The organism is Sphingomonas degradans (assembly GCF_053502645.1).
Genome location: NZ_CP177172.1, coordinates 3280581 through 3296238 on the forward strand (window position 1 = coordinate 3280581; position 15658 = coordinate 3296238).

At 66.7% G+C, this 15658-nt stretch carries 9 protein-coding genes; 4 read left to right on the top strand and 5 right to left on the bottom strand.

Going from position 1 to position 15658, the window contains the following annotated elements; all coding sequences use genetic code 11:
- Positions 1-2: 2 nt before the first annotated feature.
- Positions 3-677 (bottom strand): energy transducer TonB, encoded by a 675-nt coding sequence (locus ACG3SL_RS15035; RefSeq protein WP_448661992.1) that lies wholly within the window; start codon positions 675-677, stop codon positions 3-5.
- A 180-nt stretch (positions 678-857) separates the two neighbouring features.
- On the opposite strand from ACG3SL_RS15035, the gene ACG3SL_RS15040 reads away from it, so the two are divergent.
- Positions 858-3287, top strand: a complete 2430-nt coding sequence (locus ACG3SL_RS15040) for a TonB-dependent receptor plug domain-containing protein (protein WP_448661993.1) — start codon at positions 858-860, stop codon at positions 3285-3287.
- Between the two features lie 200 nt (positions 3288-3487).
- The gene (locus ACG3SL_RS15045; protein ID WP_448661994.1) at positions 3488-5845 is read left to right on the top strand and encodes an arylsulfatase; all 2358 of its coding nucleotides are present in this window, start codon (positions 3488-3490) and stop codon (positions 5843-5845) included.
- 31 nt (positions 5846-5876) lie between these two features.
- Here ACG3SL_RS15045 and ACG3SL_RS15050 read toward each other — a convergent pair whose 3' ends face one another.
- The 4 genes from ACG3SL_RS15050 to cysK all read right to left on the bottom strand — a co-directional run bounded on the left by ACG3SL_RS15050 (position 5877) and on the right by cysK (position 11722).
- Positions 5877-6806 carry a formylglycine-generating enzyme family protein gene (locus ACG3SL_RS15050; protein ID WP_448665139.1) on the bottom strand — a complete coding sequence of 310 codons (930 nt, stop codon included), beginning with the start codon at positions 6804-6806 and terminating at the stop codon, positions 5877-5879.
- A 26-nt stretch (positions 6807-6832) separates the two neighbouring features.
- Entirely contained in the window at positions 6833-7924 is a 1092-nt protein-coding gene (locus tag ACG3SL_RS15055; protein ID WP_448661995.1) for a pyridoxal phosphate-dependent aminotransferase, read from the bottom strand.
- On the bottom strand, positions 7924-10560 hold the full coding sequence (locus tag ACG3SL_RS15060) for a TonB-dependent receptor plug domain-containing protein (protein WP_448661996.1): 2637 nt from the start codon (positions 10558-10560) through the stop codon (positions 7924-7926). Before ACG3SL_RS15060 ends, ACG3SL_RS15055 begins: the two co-directional genes overlap by 1 nt.
- Before the next feature lie 217 nt (positions 10561-10777).
- Positions 10778-11722 carry a cysteine synthase A gene (cysK, locus tag ACG3SL_RS15065; protein WP_448661997.1) on the bottom strand — a complete coding sequence of 315 codons (945 nt, stop codon included), beginning with the start codon at positions 11720-11722 and terminating at the stop codon, positions 10778-10780.
- Between the two features lie 167 nt (positions 11723-11889).
- Here cysK and ACG3SL_RS15070 point away from each other — a divergent pair, with 167 nt between their 5' ends.
- Together ACG3SL_RS15070 and ACG3SL_RS15075 are read left to right on the top strand one after the other, a co-directional pair.
- The gene (locus tag ACG3SL_RS15070) at positions 11890-14298 is read left to right on the top strand and encodes a TonB-dependent receptor (protein ID WP_448661998.1); all 2409 of its coding nucleotides are present in this window, start codon (positions 11890-11892) and stop codon (positions 14296-14298) included.
- A 2-nt stretch (positions 14299-14300) separates the two neighbouring features.
- Positions 14301-15641 (top strand): LLM class flavin-dependent oxidoreductase, encoded by a 1341-nt coding sequence (locus ACG3SL_RS15075; RefSeq protein ID WP_448661999.1) that lies wholly within the window; start codon positions 14301-14303, stop codon positions 15639-15641.
- Positions 15642-15658 lie beyond the last annotated feature (17 nt).

Sequence of the window (15658 nt, forward strand, 5' to 3'; positions counted from 1 at the left end):
GATCAGCCCAGCCGATAGGTCATGGGTATCCGGAAGGTCCGCGCCTCGCCGCGCGGCGGCGGGGGCAGCGGCACCGACTGGATCTGGGCCAGCGCCAGCCGATCCAGCAGCGTGCTTTCGGACGATACCAGCACGGCGACCGCGACAATCCGTCCGCGCGGCGAGACCCGCAACTCGACCACCACCGTACCGGTCAGCCCCGCGCGGGCAAGCTCGGCAGGATAGGTCTGCCGCGCGCGGATTTCGCGGAACACGGTGCGGCCATAGGTGTCGGCATCCGCATGCCGCTCGGCGCTCTGGCTTGCCGCCGGGCCAGCGCGAAGATCGGCGGGCGCGGGCGCGGCAGATGTGGCGCCAGCCGACCCTGCCGGCTCCCCCGCCCCCAAGCCTGCAGGGGACACCAGCATCGGCATCGGCGGCCCAGGCTCGGACAGGATCGCCGATTCCTGTGCAACAGGCGGGCTCGGCACACGGGGGGATGCCGCCGGCGCTGCGGCGCTTTCGACCGCCCTGCCTCTCGCTTCGGCTTGCGGTGGCGGGTCCTGCGCATCTTCGGCACCCGACACGTCGAACACCCGCATCGCGCCACCGCCGGACAGCGAGGGAGGCGCCCCCCGCGCGATCATCACGACCGCGCCGAGCAGGGCGACGGTGAGCGACAGCGTCAAGCTGGCCACGCCGGTTCTTTCCGGAATCGAACGCTTCGAGATATACACCGGCAGCCGATTATCGCGAACGCGACGCAATAACAATACTCTCGACCTCAGTGGCGCTAGGCCGCCAGATACCTTTTCTTCGTCAATTCCTATTCGATAAGGGGATAAAGCACCCTGACAAATTCAGAAAAAGGGGCTGCTATGTATCGCTTTTCCCACGGCCTTCTGCTTGCCGTATCCACCACGGCCCTGCTCGCCAGCCAGGCCGCCCTTGCCCAGGAAGCTGCACCTGCCGCGCCGCAGGACGAACCGGCAGCCGCCCCGCCCCAGGACGAGATCGTCGTCACCGGCACCCGCGCGCAGGGCCGTTCGCGGCTCGACAGCGCGTCGCCGGTCGATGTGCTGGGCGGCACCGCGCTTCGGCAGCAGGGCACGACCGAGCTAGGGTCGGCGCTCGCTGCCATCGCGCCGTCGATCGATTTCCCGCGCGCTTCCGCCGTCGACGGCACCGATGCGGTGCGACCGGCGACGCTGCGTGGCCTTTCGCCCGACCAGACGCTCGTGCTGATCAACGGCGTCCGCGCCAATGCGTCGGCGCTGCTCAACGTCAATGGGTCGGTGGGCCGGGGCTCGGCGGCGGTCGATCTCAACACCATCCCCACCGCCGCGCTGGAACGGATCGAAGTGCTTCGCGACGGCGCTTCCGCGCAATATGGCTCCGACGCGATCGCCGGCGTGATCAACATGCGGCTGCGCGAAGCCCGCTCGGGCGGCGGCGCGAGCGCGACCTACGGCTTCTACGCGACCGATATCGACACGGCGCGCGGCAGCCGCTCGACCACCGGCGAACCGGCCTTCACCGCTTCGGCCTGGCAGGGCTTCGGCTTTGGCGAGGATGGCTATGTGACCGTCACCGGCGAGTATCTGAAGCGCCAGCCGACCAACCGCGCCGACTATGATCCGCGCGTCACCCCCACCCGAGTCACCGGCCGCTTCGGCGATCCGGCAGTCGAGCAGTACACCGGCTATATCAATGCCGGGACCGGCATCGGCGACAACTGGAAACTATATGGCTGGGCCGGCTATCAGGACCGCGACAGCCGCAGCGCGGCCTTCCCACGGCTGGCGAGCGCAGCGGCCGCCGTCTCGGCGCTCTATCCGAACGGTTTCCTGCCGATCATCAACACCAAGTCGACCAACGCCAACGGCGCGCTGGGCCTGAAGGGCGACCTTGCCGGCTGGGACGTCGATCTCAATGTCGCCTATGGCCGTAACAAGATCGCATATCGCACGCTCAATTCGGCGAACTATGCCTTTGGCAACGCTTCGCCGACCAACTTCTATGACGGCGCGTTGATCTACGACCAATGGGTCGCCGGGCTCGATGTCGCGCGCAGCTTCGAGGTGTTCCAGTCGCTCAACGTCGCGTTCGGCGTCGAGGGCCGGCGCGAAGGGTTCAAGATCACGCCGGGCGAACAGGCATCCTATGGCTATCCCGCCAGCGGCGCGGTCGCGGGCCAGGCGCCCGGTGCCCAGGGCTTTGGCGGCTTCTCTCCGCTGAACGCGATCGAGCGGGATCGCAAGAATGTCTCGGGATATGTCGACCTTGAGGCGCAGGTGACGGACAAGCTGTTGATCGGCCTGGCCGGACGCGGCGAACATTATACCGACTTCGGCGACACCGCGACGGGCAAGGCCTCGTTGCGGTATGATTTCGCGCCGTGGTTCGCGCTGCGCGGCACGGCCTCAACCGGGTTCCGCGCGCCCAGCCTGCAACAACAGTATTTCACGTCGATCGCCTCGGTGGTCCAGAACGGCACGCCGATCCTGACCGGCACCTTCCCCTCGACCAGCGTCGTCGGGGCCGCCCTGGGCGGGTTGCCGCTCGAGCCCGAGCGTTCGACCAACCTCTCGCTCGGCACCGTCATTCGCGCGGGCGGGTTCGACCTGACGATCGACGCCTATCAGATCCGCCTGCGCAATCAGCTCGCGCTGTCGGAGAATATCCAGGCGAGCTTCAGCCCGCAGGTCGCCGCGCTTCTCGCCAACACGAACACCGGGGCGCAGGCGGGCCGGTTCTTCATCAACGGGCTGCGCTCGCGCGTCCGGGGGCTCGACGCGGTCGCGCACTATCGCCTGCGGACGGACAGCGTGGGGGTGTTCGACCTGACGCTTGCGGGCAACGTGAACCAGACCAAGGTCGATCGCAGCAGCATTCCCACGTCGACCGGCACGGTCAACCCGGCCCCGGTCCTGTTCGCGCGCAGCCGCATCCTCACGATTGAGGAAGGCACGCCCGGAGAGAAAGTCACTGGCTCCATCGACTGGTCCGACGGCCCGATCGGGCTGACGGCGCGCGCCAGCTATTACGGCAACGTCAACCAGCCCGGCACGGCGGCAAACGGCTCGGCGGATATCAACACCGGCAAGCACGTCATCACCGATCTGGAAGTACGCTTCCAGCCGGTGAAGGGCGGCCAGCTCGCGCTGGGCGTGAATAACCTGTTCGACGTCTATCCCGACGCGACGATCGCCGCGAACAACAGCACCGGCGTGGTCGGCTTTCCCTTCTACTCGCCGTTCGGCTTTGGCGGACGGTATCTGTACGCAAGGATCGGCGTCAGTTGGTGAACCGGTGGCGAGGCGCGTGAAAATCGCGCCTCGCCATCCTCCGTTCGCGGGCACGCGCACATCCGGGCGCGTCGCTCCGCAAACCCGGCACATCCGGTCCCCTCGCCTGCGAAAGCTGGCGTTGCAGAGCCTAAGGGAATGCTGTCTTCATTCTCTACTCATTTAGTTGAGTATGGTCGCCTCAACCGGAAGGGGCTTCCATGACGATCCTGCGCCGCACCTTGCTGATGCTGTCCGCATCGACACTCTCGCTCGCCATGCCGCTCGCGGCACAATCGCAATCCGCGCCCGGCGGCTCGGAGGGCTTCGCCGGCAAGATCGGCCTGACCCGCGCCCAATCGTCGCCGGCATTCCCGAAGCCGGCGGAAGCGCCGAAATCGGCCCCGAATGTCGTCGTGATCCTGCTCGACGATGTGGGTTTCGCCGCGACGTCCACCTTTGGCGGGCTCGCCCGAACGCCCAACCTCGACGCGCTGGCCTCGGACGGGGTGCGCTACAACCGGTTCAACACCACTGCCATCTGCTCACCCACGCGCGCCGCGCTGCTCACGGGCCGCAACCATCACCAGGTGGGTTTCGGCAATCTCCAGGACATCGCGGCGGGCTTCCCCGCCTACAACACCGTCTGGAAGCAGGAGACCGCGTCGATCGCGCGCATCCTGCACGACAATGGCTATAGCACCGCCGCGTTCGGCAAGTGGCACAACACGCCGCAATGGGAAATCTCGCCCGCCGGACCGTTCAACCATTGGCCGACCGGGCTGGGCTTCGACCATTTCTACGGCTTCCTCAACGGCGAGGACAATCAGTGGGAACCGCATCTCTATGAGAACACGACCCCGGTGGAATCGCCCAACAAGGCCTCACCCGATTACCACCTGACCGCCGATCTGGTGGATCGCGCGATCGGCTGGGTCGACGAGCATGACGCGCTTGCGGGCAAAAAGCCCTATTTCCTCTATTTCGCCCCCGGCGCGGTGCACCAGCCGCATCATGTCCCCGAAGAATGGATCGCGCGGAACAAGGGCCGGTTCGACGGCGGATGGGACAAGTATCGCGAAGAAGCGTTCGTCCGGCAGAAGCGGCTCGGCGTGATCCCCGCCGATGCGCAGCTGACACCGCGTCCCGAGGGCCTGCCCGCCTGGGACAGCCTGTCGCCCGACCAGAAGCGCCTCTACGCACGGCAGATGGAAGTGTATTCGGCGTTTCTCGAGCACACCGACCACGAGGTCGGACGGCTTATCAAGGAAATCCGCAGCCGGCCCGGCGGGCAGAACACGCTGATCTTCTACATCGTCGGCGACAATGGCGGCAGTTCGGAGGGCGGAATCGACGGCTCGCTCGCCAATGAGGCGGGCTCGGCCACGGGTGGCCAGGTCGGCGTGGCCGGCCAGCTGTCCCAGATCGAAAAGTTCGGCGGCCCGGAGGTCGCCAACCATTATGCCGCCGGCTGGGGCTGGGCCACCACCACGCCCTTCCAATGGGTGAAGCAGGTCGCCTCGCACTTCGGCGGCACGCGCAATCCCCTGATCGTGTCTTGGCCGGGCCACACCAGCGCGGCGGGCGCGGTGCGGAGCCAGTTCGGGCACGTCAACGATATTGCCCCGACCATCCTCGACGCCGCGGGGATCGCCTTCCCCGATACGGTCGATGGCGTGAAGCAGGTCCCGTTCGAAGGCCGCAGCCTGGTGCCGACCTTCACCAACGCCGCCGCGCCGGAGGCGCACAAGGAGCAGTATTTCGAGATCTTCGGCAACCGCGCGATCTACAAGGACGGGTGGGTCGCGGCGGCACGGCGGCCCTATCAGCCCTGGAAGCTGATCGAGGCGCTTGCGACCGTGTACGCCAGCGATCCGGCGACCGATCGCTGGGAACTCTATCACGTCGACAAGGACTTCAGCGAAGCCAGGGACCTCGCCGCCAGCGAGCCGGGCAAGCTCGCCGAGTTGAAGGCCGAATTCGAGAAGGAAGGCATCCGCAACGGCGTGTTCCCGCTGCTGCCGCTGCCGGGCAGTGCGCCGACCCTGTTCGATGCGACGGCCCGGCGCTTCGCATTCCAGCCCGGAATCGGCCAGTTGCCGCGCAACGCCCTGCCCGATCTTTCGGGCGTCGCGCATCGCTTCGAAGTCGACATCAAGGGCAATGCCGGATCGGCCAGCGGCGTGCTGATCGCCGAAGGGGGCAGGCTCGGCGGCTTCGCGCTCTACGTGAAGCAGGGGCGGCTGGTGTTCGAGAACAACGAATATGGCCAGTCGCGCCAGACCGTCGCCGCAAGCGAGGCACTGCCCGCCGGCCCCGTCACCGTCGCCTATGCCTATGCGCCGGCGTCCCCGGCAACGGGCCGTTTCCTCCGGCCGGCAGTGCCCGGCACGGTGACGCTGTTCGTCAACGGCAAGCAGGTCGGGTCCGGGCCGATCGGCAAGTTCCTGAGCGCCCCCGGCGCCTATTCGGAAGGGTTCGACATCGGGCTCGATCGCGGCTCGCCGGTCAGCAACGATCCCGCCGCCCAGCAGCGTTACGCGCAGCCCCTGGGCGAGGTGCGGCTACTCCTGGAGTGAAGCACGTGGGGGCCGGCCTAGGCGCCGGCCCCTATCCGCCCGCCGCGCCGCGCACCACGCAGCGGAACCCGACATGGCTGGTCGATGTGTCGATCGGCTGGGGATGGCGCGCCGCCGGGCGATAGCGCTGGCAATAGCTTTCGGCGCACAGATGCGATCCACCCTTCAGCACCTTGCGCCCCGTGCCGAGTGCCTGTGCCGCCGGGTCGATGCTCGCCGCCTCGCTGCCCCCCCGCGGATTGGCGGGGATGCAGCAACTGCCCTGCCCCTTGTTCGCCCCGCCCTCGGGAAGCGACCACCAATCGTCGGTCCATTCCCAGACATTGGCGATCATGTCGTACAGGCCATAGCCATTCGGCGGATAGCTGCGCACCGGCGACGTCCGCTCCCACCCGTCGAGCAGGCTGTTGGCATGGGGAAACGCGCCCTGCCAGTAATTTGCCAGCATCGCCCCGCCGGGCGCGAGGGCGTCGCCCCAGGCATAATCGGCGTCTTCAAGCCCGCCGCGCGCGGCAAACTCCCATTCTGCCTCGGTCGGCAGCGCCTTGCCCGCCCATCGGGCATAGGCAAGCGCATCCGCGTGCGCGATATGAACGACCGGATGATCTCCCAGCCCGGCAAGCGTGCTTTCGGGTCCGGTCGGATGCCGCCAGTCGGCGCCGAACAGGTACAGCCACCATTGCGTGACGTCGTGCATCGGCACCGGCCCCGCCGTCTTCTCGAACACCAGCGACCCCGCCTGGGCAAGCTCGGGCAGCAGGCCCGGATAGTCGGCGGGGTCGGGCGCGATCTCGGCGAGCGTGACATGGCCCGTCGCGGCGACGAAGGCGGCGAACTGGTCGTTGGTCACCGGCGTCTCGTCGATCCAGAACGGATCGACGCGGACGCGCCGCACCGGCGCTTCCTCAGGATAGAAGCGCTCCGACCCCATTGTGAAGACACCGCCGGGTATGCGGCGCATTCCGTCGATCGCGGCAGGGTTGGTATTCATGCCGTGCCGCGCAGTACCTTCAGCACCAGATCATTCTCCTCCGGCCGCCCGGTCGTGATCCGGATCCAGTCCTCCAGCGGCGGAAAGGGTCGCGCAATCTGGACGCCCGCCGCACCGAATGCCGCACGGACATCGGCGACGGGACGCCTCGGCTTGAAGAAGATGAAGTTGGCGCGGCTGTCGCTATGCGCCAGGTGCTGGCGATCCAGTTCGGCATGGAGGCGCGCGCGTTCGGTCGCGACGGCGCGGCGCACCGTGCGGACATGCTCCTGGTCCGCAAGCGCGGCTCCCGCGCCCACCAGTGCAAGACGCGAAAGCGAATGCGGCGCCCCGATCCCCGCGGCGCGAAGCCCGCTCGCCAAGGCCGTCGGCGCGACCGCGTAGCCGACCGACAGGCCCGCAAGTCCGTAGATCTTCGCCAGCGTGCGAAAGACAAGGACGTTGGCGCCGGAGCGGACATGGCGGATCGCACTGCGCGCGGCGAGATCGTCATATTCGAGATAGGCTTCGTCCACGACGACCAGCGTCTTGCGCGATGCCTCGACGAGGAAGCGGTCGAAAGCGGCGGTATCGCTGACCGTGCCCGAAGGATTGTGCGGATTGACCAGCGAAACCGCCAGCGTCGCCGCACCGATCGCGTGCTGGAGCGCGGGCAGATCGTTTTCGAACCGCGCATCAAGCGGGATGCCGACGCCCTTCCCGCCCAGCGGCGCCGCTGCGTCGACCAGCGCCGTATAGCCTGGCACCGAATAGACGATCTCGCCCCCACCGGGACGTTGCCGGGCCAGATAGAGGCCGAGCGGTTCGAGCACCTCGCCGATGACCACCTGCTCGGGCGCCACGCCCTCCAGCGCGGCAATCTGCCGGCTGAGCGCATCGACTTCCGCCTGGTCGACATAGCGCTCCAGCCCGTGCAACGCCCTGAGCAGTGCCTTGGGCACCGCCGGCGACGGGCCAAAGGCGCTTTCGTTCAGCGACAGGCGCGCGCCTGCCGGAGCGGGGGTGGCCCCCACTCCGGTCGCAACCGCCACTGCCGCAGCGCCGCCGCCGATCACAAGCGAACGCCGCGCGAGGCTGATCGAGTCCATCAGAAGTTCACTCCGATCCGCGCGTAATAATACCCCCCGCTGAACCCGAAAGGCGAGAACTCGCTATAGGGGAAGGCGCCATTGGTGTCGGCCCCGGTCAGCGCGGCGGTCGAGCGGATGTTCTCGGTCGGATAGACGTTGAACACATTGTTCGCACCGAGCGTGAGTGCGACGTTCTTCGTCAGCTGGCCGGTGATGCTGATATCCGTCACCCATTTGGGGTCGAGCCGCTGGATCACGTCCAGATTGCCGGCAGCGCCCGACTCGGTCGGGCGCGTGCGGAACGACGTGCCGCCCTGCCCTGCCAGCGCGACATTGGCGGGCGACTGGTTGGTGAGCGCAACCTGCTCGACCTTGCCATAGCGTGTGGTGCGCGCATCCAGCGTGAAGATGCCAGCCTTCAGATTGGCGCCCAGCGCCACCTTGTCCTTGGGCTGGCCATATTCAACGCGGGTCCGCTCGTTGATGTCGAACAGCGGGGTGGTGATGCCCAGCCCGGTGATCTGGCTCGGCGTCGACGCGACGCGGCGCAGCCGGGTGGTGTTGCGATTATACGCGGCGGTGAGGCGCAGCTTTCCCCAATCGGACAGCGCCGCGGCATAGGCGACCGTCACATCGACGCCCTCGGTGCGCGTATCGGCGGCGTTGGTGAAGTACCGCACGCTGGTGACCCCGGGGATGCCGATGCTCGCCAGATAGTCGCGCAGACGGCGGCTGCTGCCCGCATCGACATAGTTGGAGGACAGGAAAATCCGGTCGTCGATGTCGATGTGATAATAGTCGACCGATGCGGAAAGCCCGCCGCCCGCATAGGTCAGCCCGCCGCCGAAGCTGGTCGATTTCTCCGGCTTCAGGTCCTGCGCGCCCAATGCCCGTGCCAGCGCCGAGCCGACCGGCGCGGTGCGGACGAGGACATAGTCGGGAAAGCCCTGGCCGTTGATGATCGTGCGGCTGCTGGTCGAGCTGAAATATTGCTGAGGCAGCGCGGGAGCGTGGAAACCCGTGCCTGCCGAGCCGCGCACCGCGAAGCCGGCCCCCAGTTCGAGCCGAGTCGATGCCTGGCCGTTCCAGGTGTCGCCGAAATCGCTGTAATGTTCATAGCGACCGGCAAGATCGACAGTCCAGCCGCGCACCGGGTTCAGGCCGATTTCGGCAAAGGCACCAATCGCGTCGCGGTGCACGTCGACGACGTCGCCGGGCTGGATGCCGGCAAAGCCCTGCGATCCGATCGTGGGCACCGCCCCGGCATTGGGTCCATCAAGGACGCGCGCAGTGCCGAAGGCATAGCTGTCCGGTTCGCCCGCACCGATCTTGTACCCGTCACGCCGGTATTCCGCCCCCACGCTGAGGTTGAGCGGCCCGGCCAGCCCCGCATCGAAGCTGTTCGAAAAGCTGAGGTCGGTGGTCCACTGCGTGCTGCCATATTTGCCGTTGTAGAAGCGGGTAGGGCTGGCAGTACCCAGCGTCGCGTTGAGCGTGTTCTCGGTGCGGTATTCGATCGTGTTGCCGCCATAGACGGTGGAAACGTCCCAGTTCCAGGAAGCCAGAGCGCCGCGAACGCCGATCGCGGACGAGTAATCGGTGCTCTCGGTGTTCACGAAGGGCAGGAAGCCGTCGGGATAGAGCGCGCGGACATTCTCGTCCTGGCCCGGTCGGCGGAACGATGCGTTAGAATGCGCCTTGCTGACGCGGTAGCCGCCAAAGCCATAGACTTCGGTGTCCCCGGCCAGCGGCTGGACGAAGTTCAGGATGCCGCTCGCATCCTTGATGTCCCCCTGGTCGGCGAAGCGCCAGACGTTGCGGTCGACGGTGGCCTCGCGCGGGTCGAGCGTGGTGCCCGCGACGCCCCCCGGGGGATTCAGGCCAATACCCGCACCATAGCGCGCCGACAGTGGCTGCGGCGTGTTGGTAGGCGATCGCCCGAAATAGAATTGGCGCGTATCGGGCTCGGCGCGATTGGCGGCCTTATGGTCGCGGTAATAGCCGGTGATGTTGACGAAGCCGTCATTGGGCAGCTTGAGGCCGCCGCCCAGCGAGAATTCATAGGTGTCGCCGCCACCGTCATAGGTGCTGCCAAAGCTCGCCGTGCCGTGGACCGCAGTATCGGTGCGCAGCAGCACGTTGATCACCCCGGCGATCGCGTCGGAGCCATATTGCGCCGACGCGCCATCGCGCAGAATCTCGACCCGGCCGATCGAGGCGGCGGGGATCTGGTTGAGATCGGTCGGCACCGAACCCTTGCCGATCGTGCCGCCGGTATTGACCCAGCCGGCCGTGTGCACGCGCTTGCCGTTGAGCAGCACCAGCGTCTCGTCTGGCGAGAGCCCGCGCAGCGAGGCGGAATGGATATGCGTATTGCCGTCGGGCGTGGTAGGCGTGGCAAAGGCGAAGGACGGGGCCTGCTGCCGAAGGATCTCGGTCGTCTCGTTATACCCCGACGCGCGCACGTCCTCGCCGCTCAGCACGTCGATCGGCACCGGCGAAGTCGTGACCGTGCGCCCGGCGAAGCGCGTTCCCGTAACGACGATCGCGCTGCCCTCGGCAGGCGCGGGCTCGCTTTGCGGCGTTGCGTCCTGCGCCTGGGCCGCGAGCGGTGCGACCAATGCTGCCGACAGCAAGAACGTCCATTTATACATGTGCTTCCCCTTTTTTCTGGTTTGTTGATGGCATCGAAGCGCCGGGCACGCCGGTTCGGGACGGTCGCCGCGCCGCTTCGATAGCCCGTTGCAGCTAATACTCTACCGTTTTGATAGTGTTTAAAGCGAAGAAATGCTTGGCCACCGCAAAGCGTTGCTGGCGGCAGGGGAGCGCCTAAGAGCCTGTTTGGCGCCGGGGCGCGTTTCCAAACGGTTTCTAAGCGCTCACCGGTGCCCGGTTCACTTCTTCCTGCGGCAGGAAATCGGGGACGGAGAGATAGCGCTCGCCGGTGTCATACGCGAAGCCGAGCACCCGCGCGCCAGGCAGGTCGGGGAGCTTGCTCGCGATTGCCGCCAGCGTCGCGCCCGAGCTGATGCCGACAAGCAGCCCCTCCTCGCGAGCGGCGCGGCGCGCCATTTCCCTGGCCGCTCCGAACGCGACCTGGATCACGCCATCCAGAATATCGGCATGGAGATTGGTGGGAACGAAGCCCGCGCCGATCCCCTGGATCGGGTGCGGCCCCGGCTGTCCGCCCGACAGAATGGGCGACAGCGACGGCTCGACGGCAAAGACCTTGAGGTTGGGCCACTCCATCTTGAGCGTCTCGGCGATGCCGGTGATATGCCCGCCGGTGCCTACCCCGGTGATGATCGCGTCGATCGGGTCGCCCTGGAAATCGCTCAGTATCTCCTGCGCCGTGGTGTGGACATGCGCGTCGATATTGGCGGGATTGTCGAACTGTTGGGGCATCCACGCGCCGGGCGTGGCGGCCACCAGCTCGATCGCGCGTTCGATCGCGCCTTTCATTCCCTTCTCGCGCGGAGTCAGGTCGAAGGCCGCGCCATAGGCCAGCATCAGCCGCCGTCGCTCGATCGACATGCTCTCCGGCATCACCAGGATCAGCCGGTATCCCTTGACCGCCGCGACCATCGCAAGGCCTACGCCGGTGTTGCCGCTGGTCGGCTCGATGATCGTCCCGCCGGGGACCAGCAGCCCCTTGCGCTCGGCAGCCTCGATCATCGCCAGCGCGATTCGGTCCTTGATCGAGCCGCTCGGATTGCAGCGTTCGGACTTGATCCAGACCTCGGCGCGGGGAAACAGCCGCCGCACGCGGATGTGCGGCGTATTGCCGATCGTTTGCAGAACCGAATCCACCTTCAAATCACGTCTCCCCAAGCGCGATTTTATATCCTACTATTTTGATAGGCAATAGCGTGGAACCCCGTCCCGGTCGTTGCGGCTGATAGTTTTTGCTTGGCGGCACCAAGCCGAACTCCCGTTGCCCAATTTAATCCCTACCTAAATGATAGAGATAAAGGGGAACGCCAGTGCAGACATCCAGATTTCGCTCGCTCTATCTCGGCGCCACGGCGCTTGGCCTCCTGGCGTCGGTGCCAGCCTGGGCCGGGGACAGGGCTCCCGCCAATGCACCCACCGACGATCGCGCCGCCGGTGCGCCTGCCGCCGCCGACCCTACGGTCGACGACAAGGACGTCGGGCCGGAGCTTCAGGACAGCAGTGACATCCTCGTCACCGCGCGCCGCCGAGAGGAACGGCTACAGGACGTACCGGTAGCGATCACCGCCGTATCCGGCGACACGCTCGGTGCGCAGCATATCTACCGCGTTGCGGATTTCGCGGCGAAGCTCCCGAATTTCGCGGCCGTCCAGCAGAACACGCGCGTGTCGGGCCTGTACATCCGCGGCCTCGGCGGCAACGCGAACAACGACGGCGCAGAGTCGGGCGTCGGGCTGATCGTCGACAACGTCTTCTTCACCCATGTCGGCTTCAGCTGGCTCGATTTCGTCGATCTCGACCATATCGAGCTGGTGCGCGGGCCGCAGGGCACGCTGCTCGGCAAGAATACCACGATCGGCGCGCTGGTCGTGACGACCAAGCGGCCCAGCTTCACGCCCGAACTCAATCTGGAGGCGGGCTATGGCAACCAAAACCGGTTCCAGATCCGCGCCAACGCCACCGGCCCGGTGATCGGCGACACGCTCGCCTATCGCGCGACCTTCTATGTCGATCGTTCGGACGGCTGGGCAAAGAACGCCTATGACGGCCAGAAATATCTCGACGTCAATCGCTGGGCCGCGCGCGGCCAGTTGCTGTTCCAGAGCGGCCCGGTCACCAGCCGCCTGATCGCCGAGCATTACGAGACGAGCGAGTATAACAACTATTATCCCGGCTTCACGGACGCGACCCGCTTCGCCAACGGCACGGTCCGCGCGGGGGCGTGGCAGAACAAGCTCCAGTCGATCTTCGGCTACACGCCCAGCTATGACGTCGGGAATAACGCCGACCTCAACACGCAGAACCGCATCAGCAGCAAGGTCAATGGCGTATCCAACGAGCTGACCGTCGATCTCGGCGGCCCGACACTCACCGCCGTGACCGCGTGGCGCCAGCAGCGCTTCCGCCCGAAGAACGACAGCGACGCATCGCCGCTGTCGATCCTGCGCGCGGGCTATGACGTCGATGTCGATCAATATTCCCAGGAAATCCGCCTGGCGAGCGCGACCGGCGGCACGCTCGACTGGCAGTTCGGCGGCTATTTCCTGCGCGAAGACCTGATCAGCAACAACCGTTCGATCTTCCAGTCGGACTCGACCAAATACTTCCTCACCGGCGCGCTGCCGGCGGCCTTCCTGCTGCCCTCGATCCTTGACGGGGTGGAATATGACCAGAAGGGCCAGCTTCAGGTGACGAGCGGCGCCGCGTTCGGCCAGGCGACGCTCCACGCCACCGATCGGCTCGCGCTTACAGGCGGGCTGCGCTTCACGCGCGAGAACAAGAAGGCGTCGAATACCGCCACCAGCTTTGGCGGCGCGACGCTGCCGGCGGCACTCGCGCCCGCGCGGGCGGCGATCGTGACCGCGTTCGGAGGGTTGTTCCGCGTGTCCGACGAGCGCACGACCGATAGCTGGTCGTGGCTGGTCAACCCGTCGTTCAAGCTCAGCGACGACGTGCTGCTCTATGCCTCGGTCAGCTATGGCGAGAAATCGGGCGCCGCCAATCTCGGCGCGACGCCGAACAAGCCCGTGATCATCGATCCGGAGAAATCGACCGATTACGAAGCGGGAATCAAGACCACGCTGGCGGGCGGCCGCGCGACGCTCAACCTCAATTTCTACTGGAACGACATCAAGGACTTCCAGGCGACACAGCTCGACCCCACGCGCGTCGCGCTGGGCAATTTCCTGGGCAATGCCGGGCGCGTGCGCCTGCGCGGCGTCGAGCTGGAAGGCGCGGCGCGGCTGGGCGGCGGCTTCTCGCTGTCGGCCAACGGCGCCTATAACGACGCGACCTTCCGCTCGTACAAGAACGCGCCCGTCCCGATCGAATATAGCTACACCGGCGGCCCGACCTCGATCGACCTGTCGGGCACGCGCGTGCCCGGCGCGTCGAAATGGACCGGCCAGGTCAGCCTCGATTACGACGCGCCGGTGTCGGACCGGATCAACCTGACCGGCTATGTCAACCAGACCTATCGCAGCGAAACCAATCTGCTTTCCGCGATCTCCACCTATGGCCATCAGGACGGCTATGGCCTCACCAACGCGGGCATCGGCATCCGCTCCAGCGACGGCCGCTATTCGCTGCAATTCTGGGGCCGCAACGTGTTCGACAAACGCTATGCGGTCGGCCTGGGGCCGGCAAGCGCAGTGAGCCCGTTCATCAAGGTGCTCGGCGATCCGCGCACCTTCGGTGCCACGCTGCGGGGGCGGTTCTGACCATGGCGCAGGATCGACAGATGCGGCTGGGCGCGTTCCTGATGGGCGTGGGGCACCATGTCGCCGCATGGCTGCACCCCTCGGCAGACCCGCGCGCGCTGACCCGGCTCGACCATTATGTGCATCTGGCGCAAGTGGCCGAGCGGGCGAAGTTCGACGCGATCTTCTTCGCGGACAATGTCGCGATGTTCGGCGGCCCGTCGGAAATCGGCGCACTGGCGGCCCCGGTCTATTATTACGAGCCCCTGTCGCTGCTCGCCGCGATCGCGCCGCAGACGACGCATATCGGCCTGGTCGCCACCGTGTCGGCCACCTATCTGCCGCCCTATCACCTCGCCCGCAAATTCGCCTCGCTCGATCACCTCAGCGGCGGGCGCGCAGGGTGGAACTGCGTGACGTCGGGATCGGATGCCGAGGCGCAGAATTTCGGGCTCGACCACCAGCTGGACCATGGCCACCGCTATGCCCGCGCCGGCGAATATGTCGATGTGGTCAAGGCGCTGTGGAACAGCTGGGACGAAGGCGCACTGCTCGCCGATACGGCATCGCGGCGCTATTACGATCCGGCGCGGGTGCATCCGATCGACCATGACGGTCGCTTCTTCAAGGTCGCCGGCCCGCTCCAGCTGGACCGTACGCCCCAGGGGCATCCGGTGATCGTCCAGGCCGGCTCGTCCGACGACGGCATCGCGCTCGCCGCCGCCACCGCCGAGCTGGTGTTCACCGCACAACAGGTGCGCGAGGATGCGATCGCCTTCCGCACCCGGCTGCGCGACGCCACCGCCGCGCAGGGGCGCGATCCCGACAACATTCTGGTCCTGCCCGGCATCATGCCCTTCGTCGCCGAAACGCGCGAACAGGCGCAGCGCTATCACGACGAACTGCAAGAATTGGTCGATCCCCGCATCGGGCTGGGCCTCGTCTCCGGCCTGATGGGCGTCGACCTCTCGCAATTCCCGCTCGATGGCCCCCTTCCCGAGCCTGCGTCGACCGAGGGGTGGCAGAGCCGCCAGAAGCTGTTCGTCGACACCGCCCGCGCCGAAGGGCTGACCATCCGCCAGCTGATCGCCCGCGTCGTTACCGCGCGTGGGCACAAGACGATCATCGGCACGCCCACCGATATCGCCGATCTGCTCCAGGACTGGTTCGAAAGCGGCGCGGCCGACGGCTTCAACATCATGGGCCCCACGCTGCCGCAGGGGCTGGAGGCCTTTGCCGATCTCGTCGTGCCCGAGTTGCGGCGCCGGGGTCTGTTCCGCGCCGACTATGCCGGCACCACGCTGCGCGACCATCTCGGCCTTGCCGTTCCCGCACACCCGGCGCTTGCCGCCGCCGCCGAATGAAACCCCGAACAGGAGAC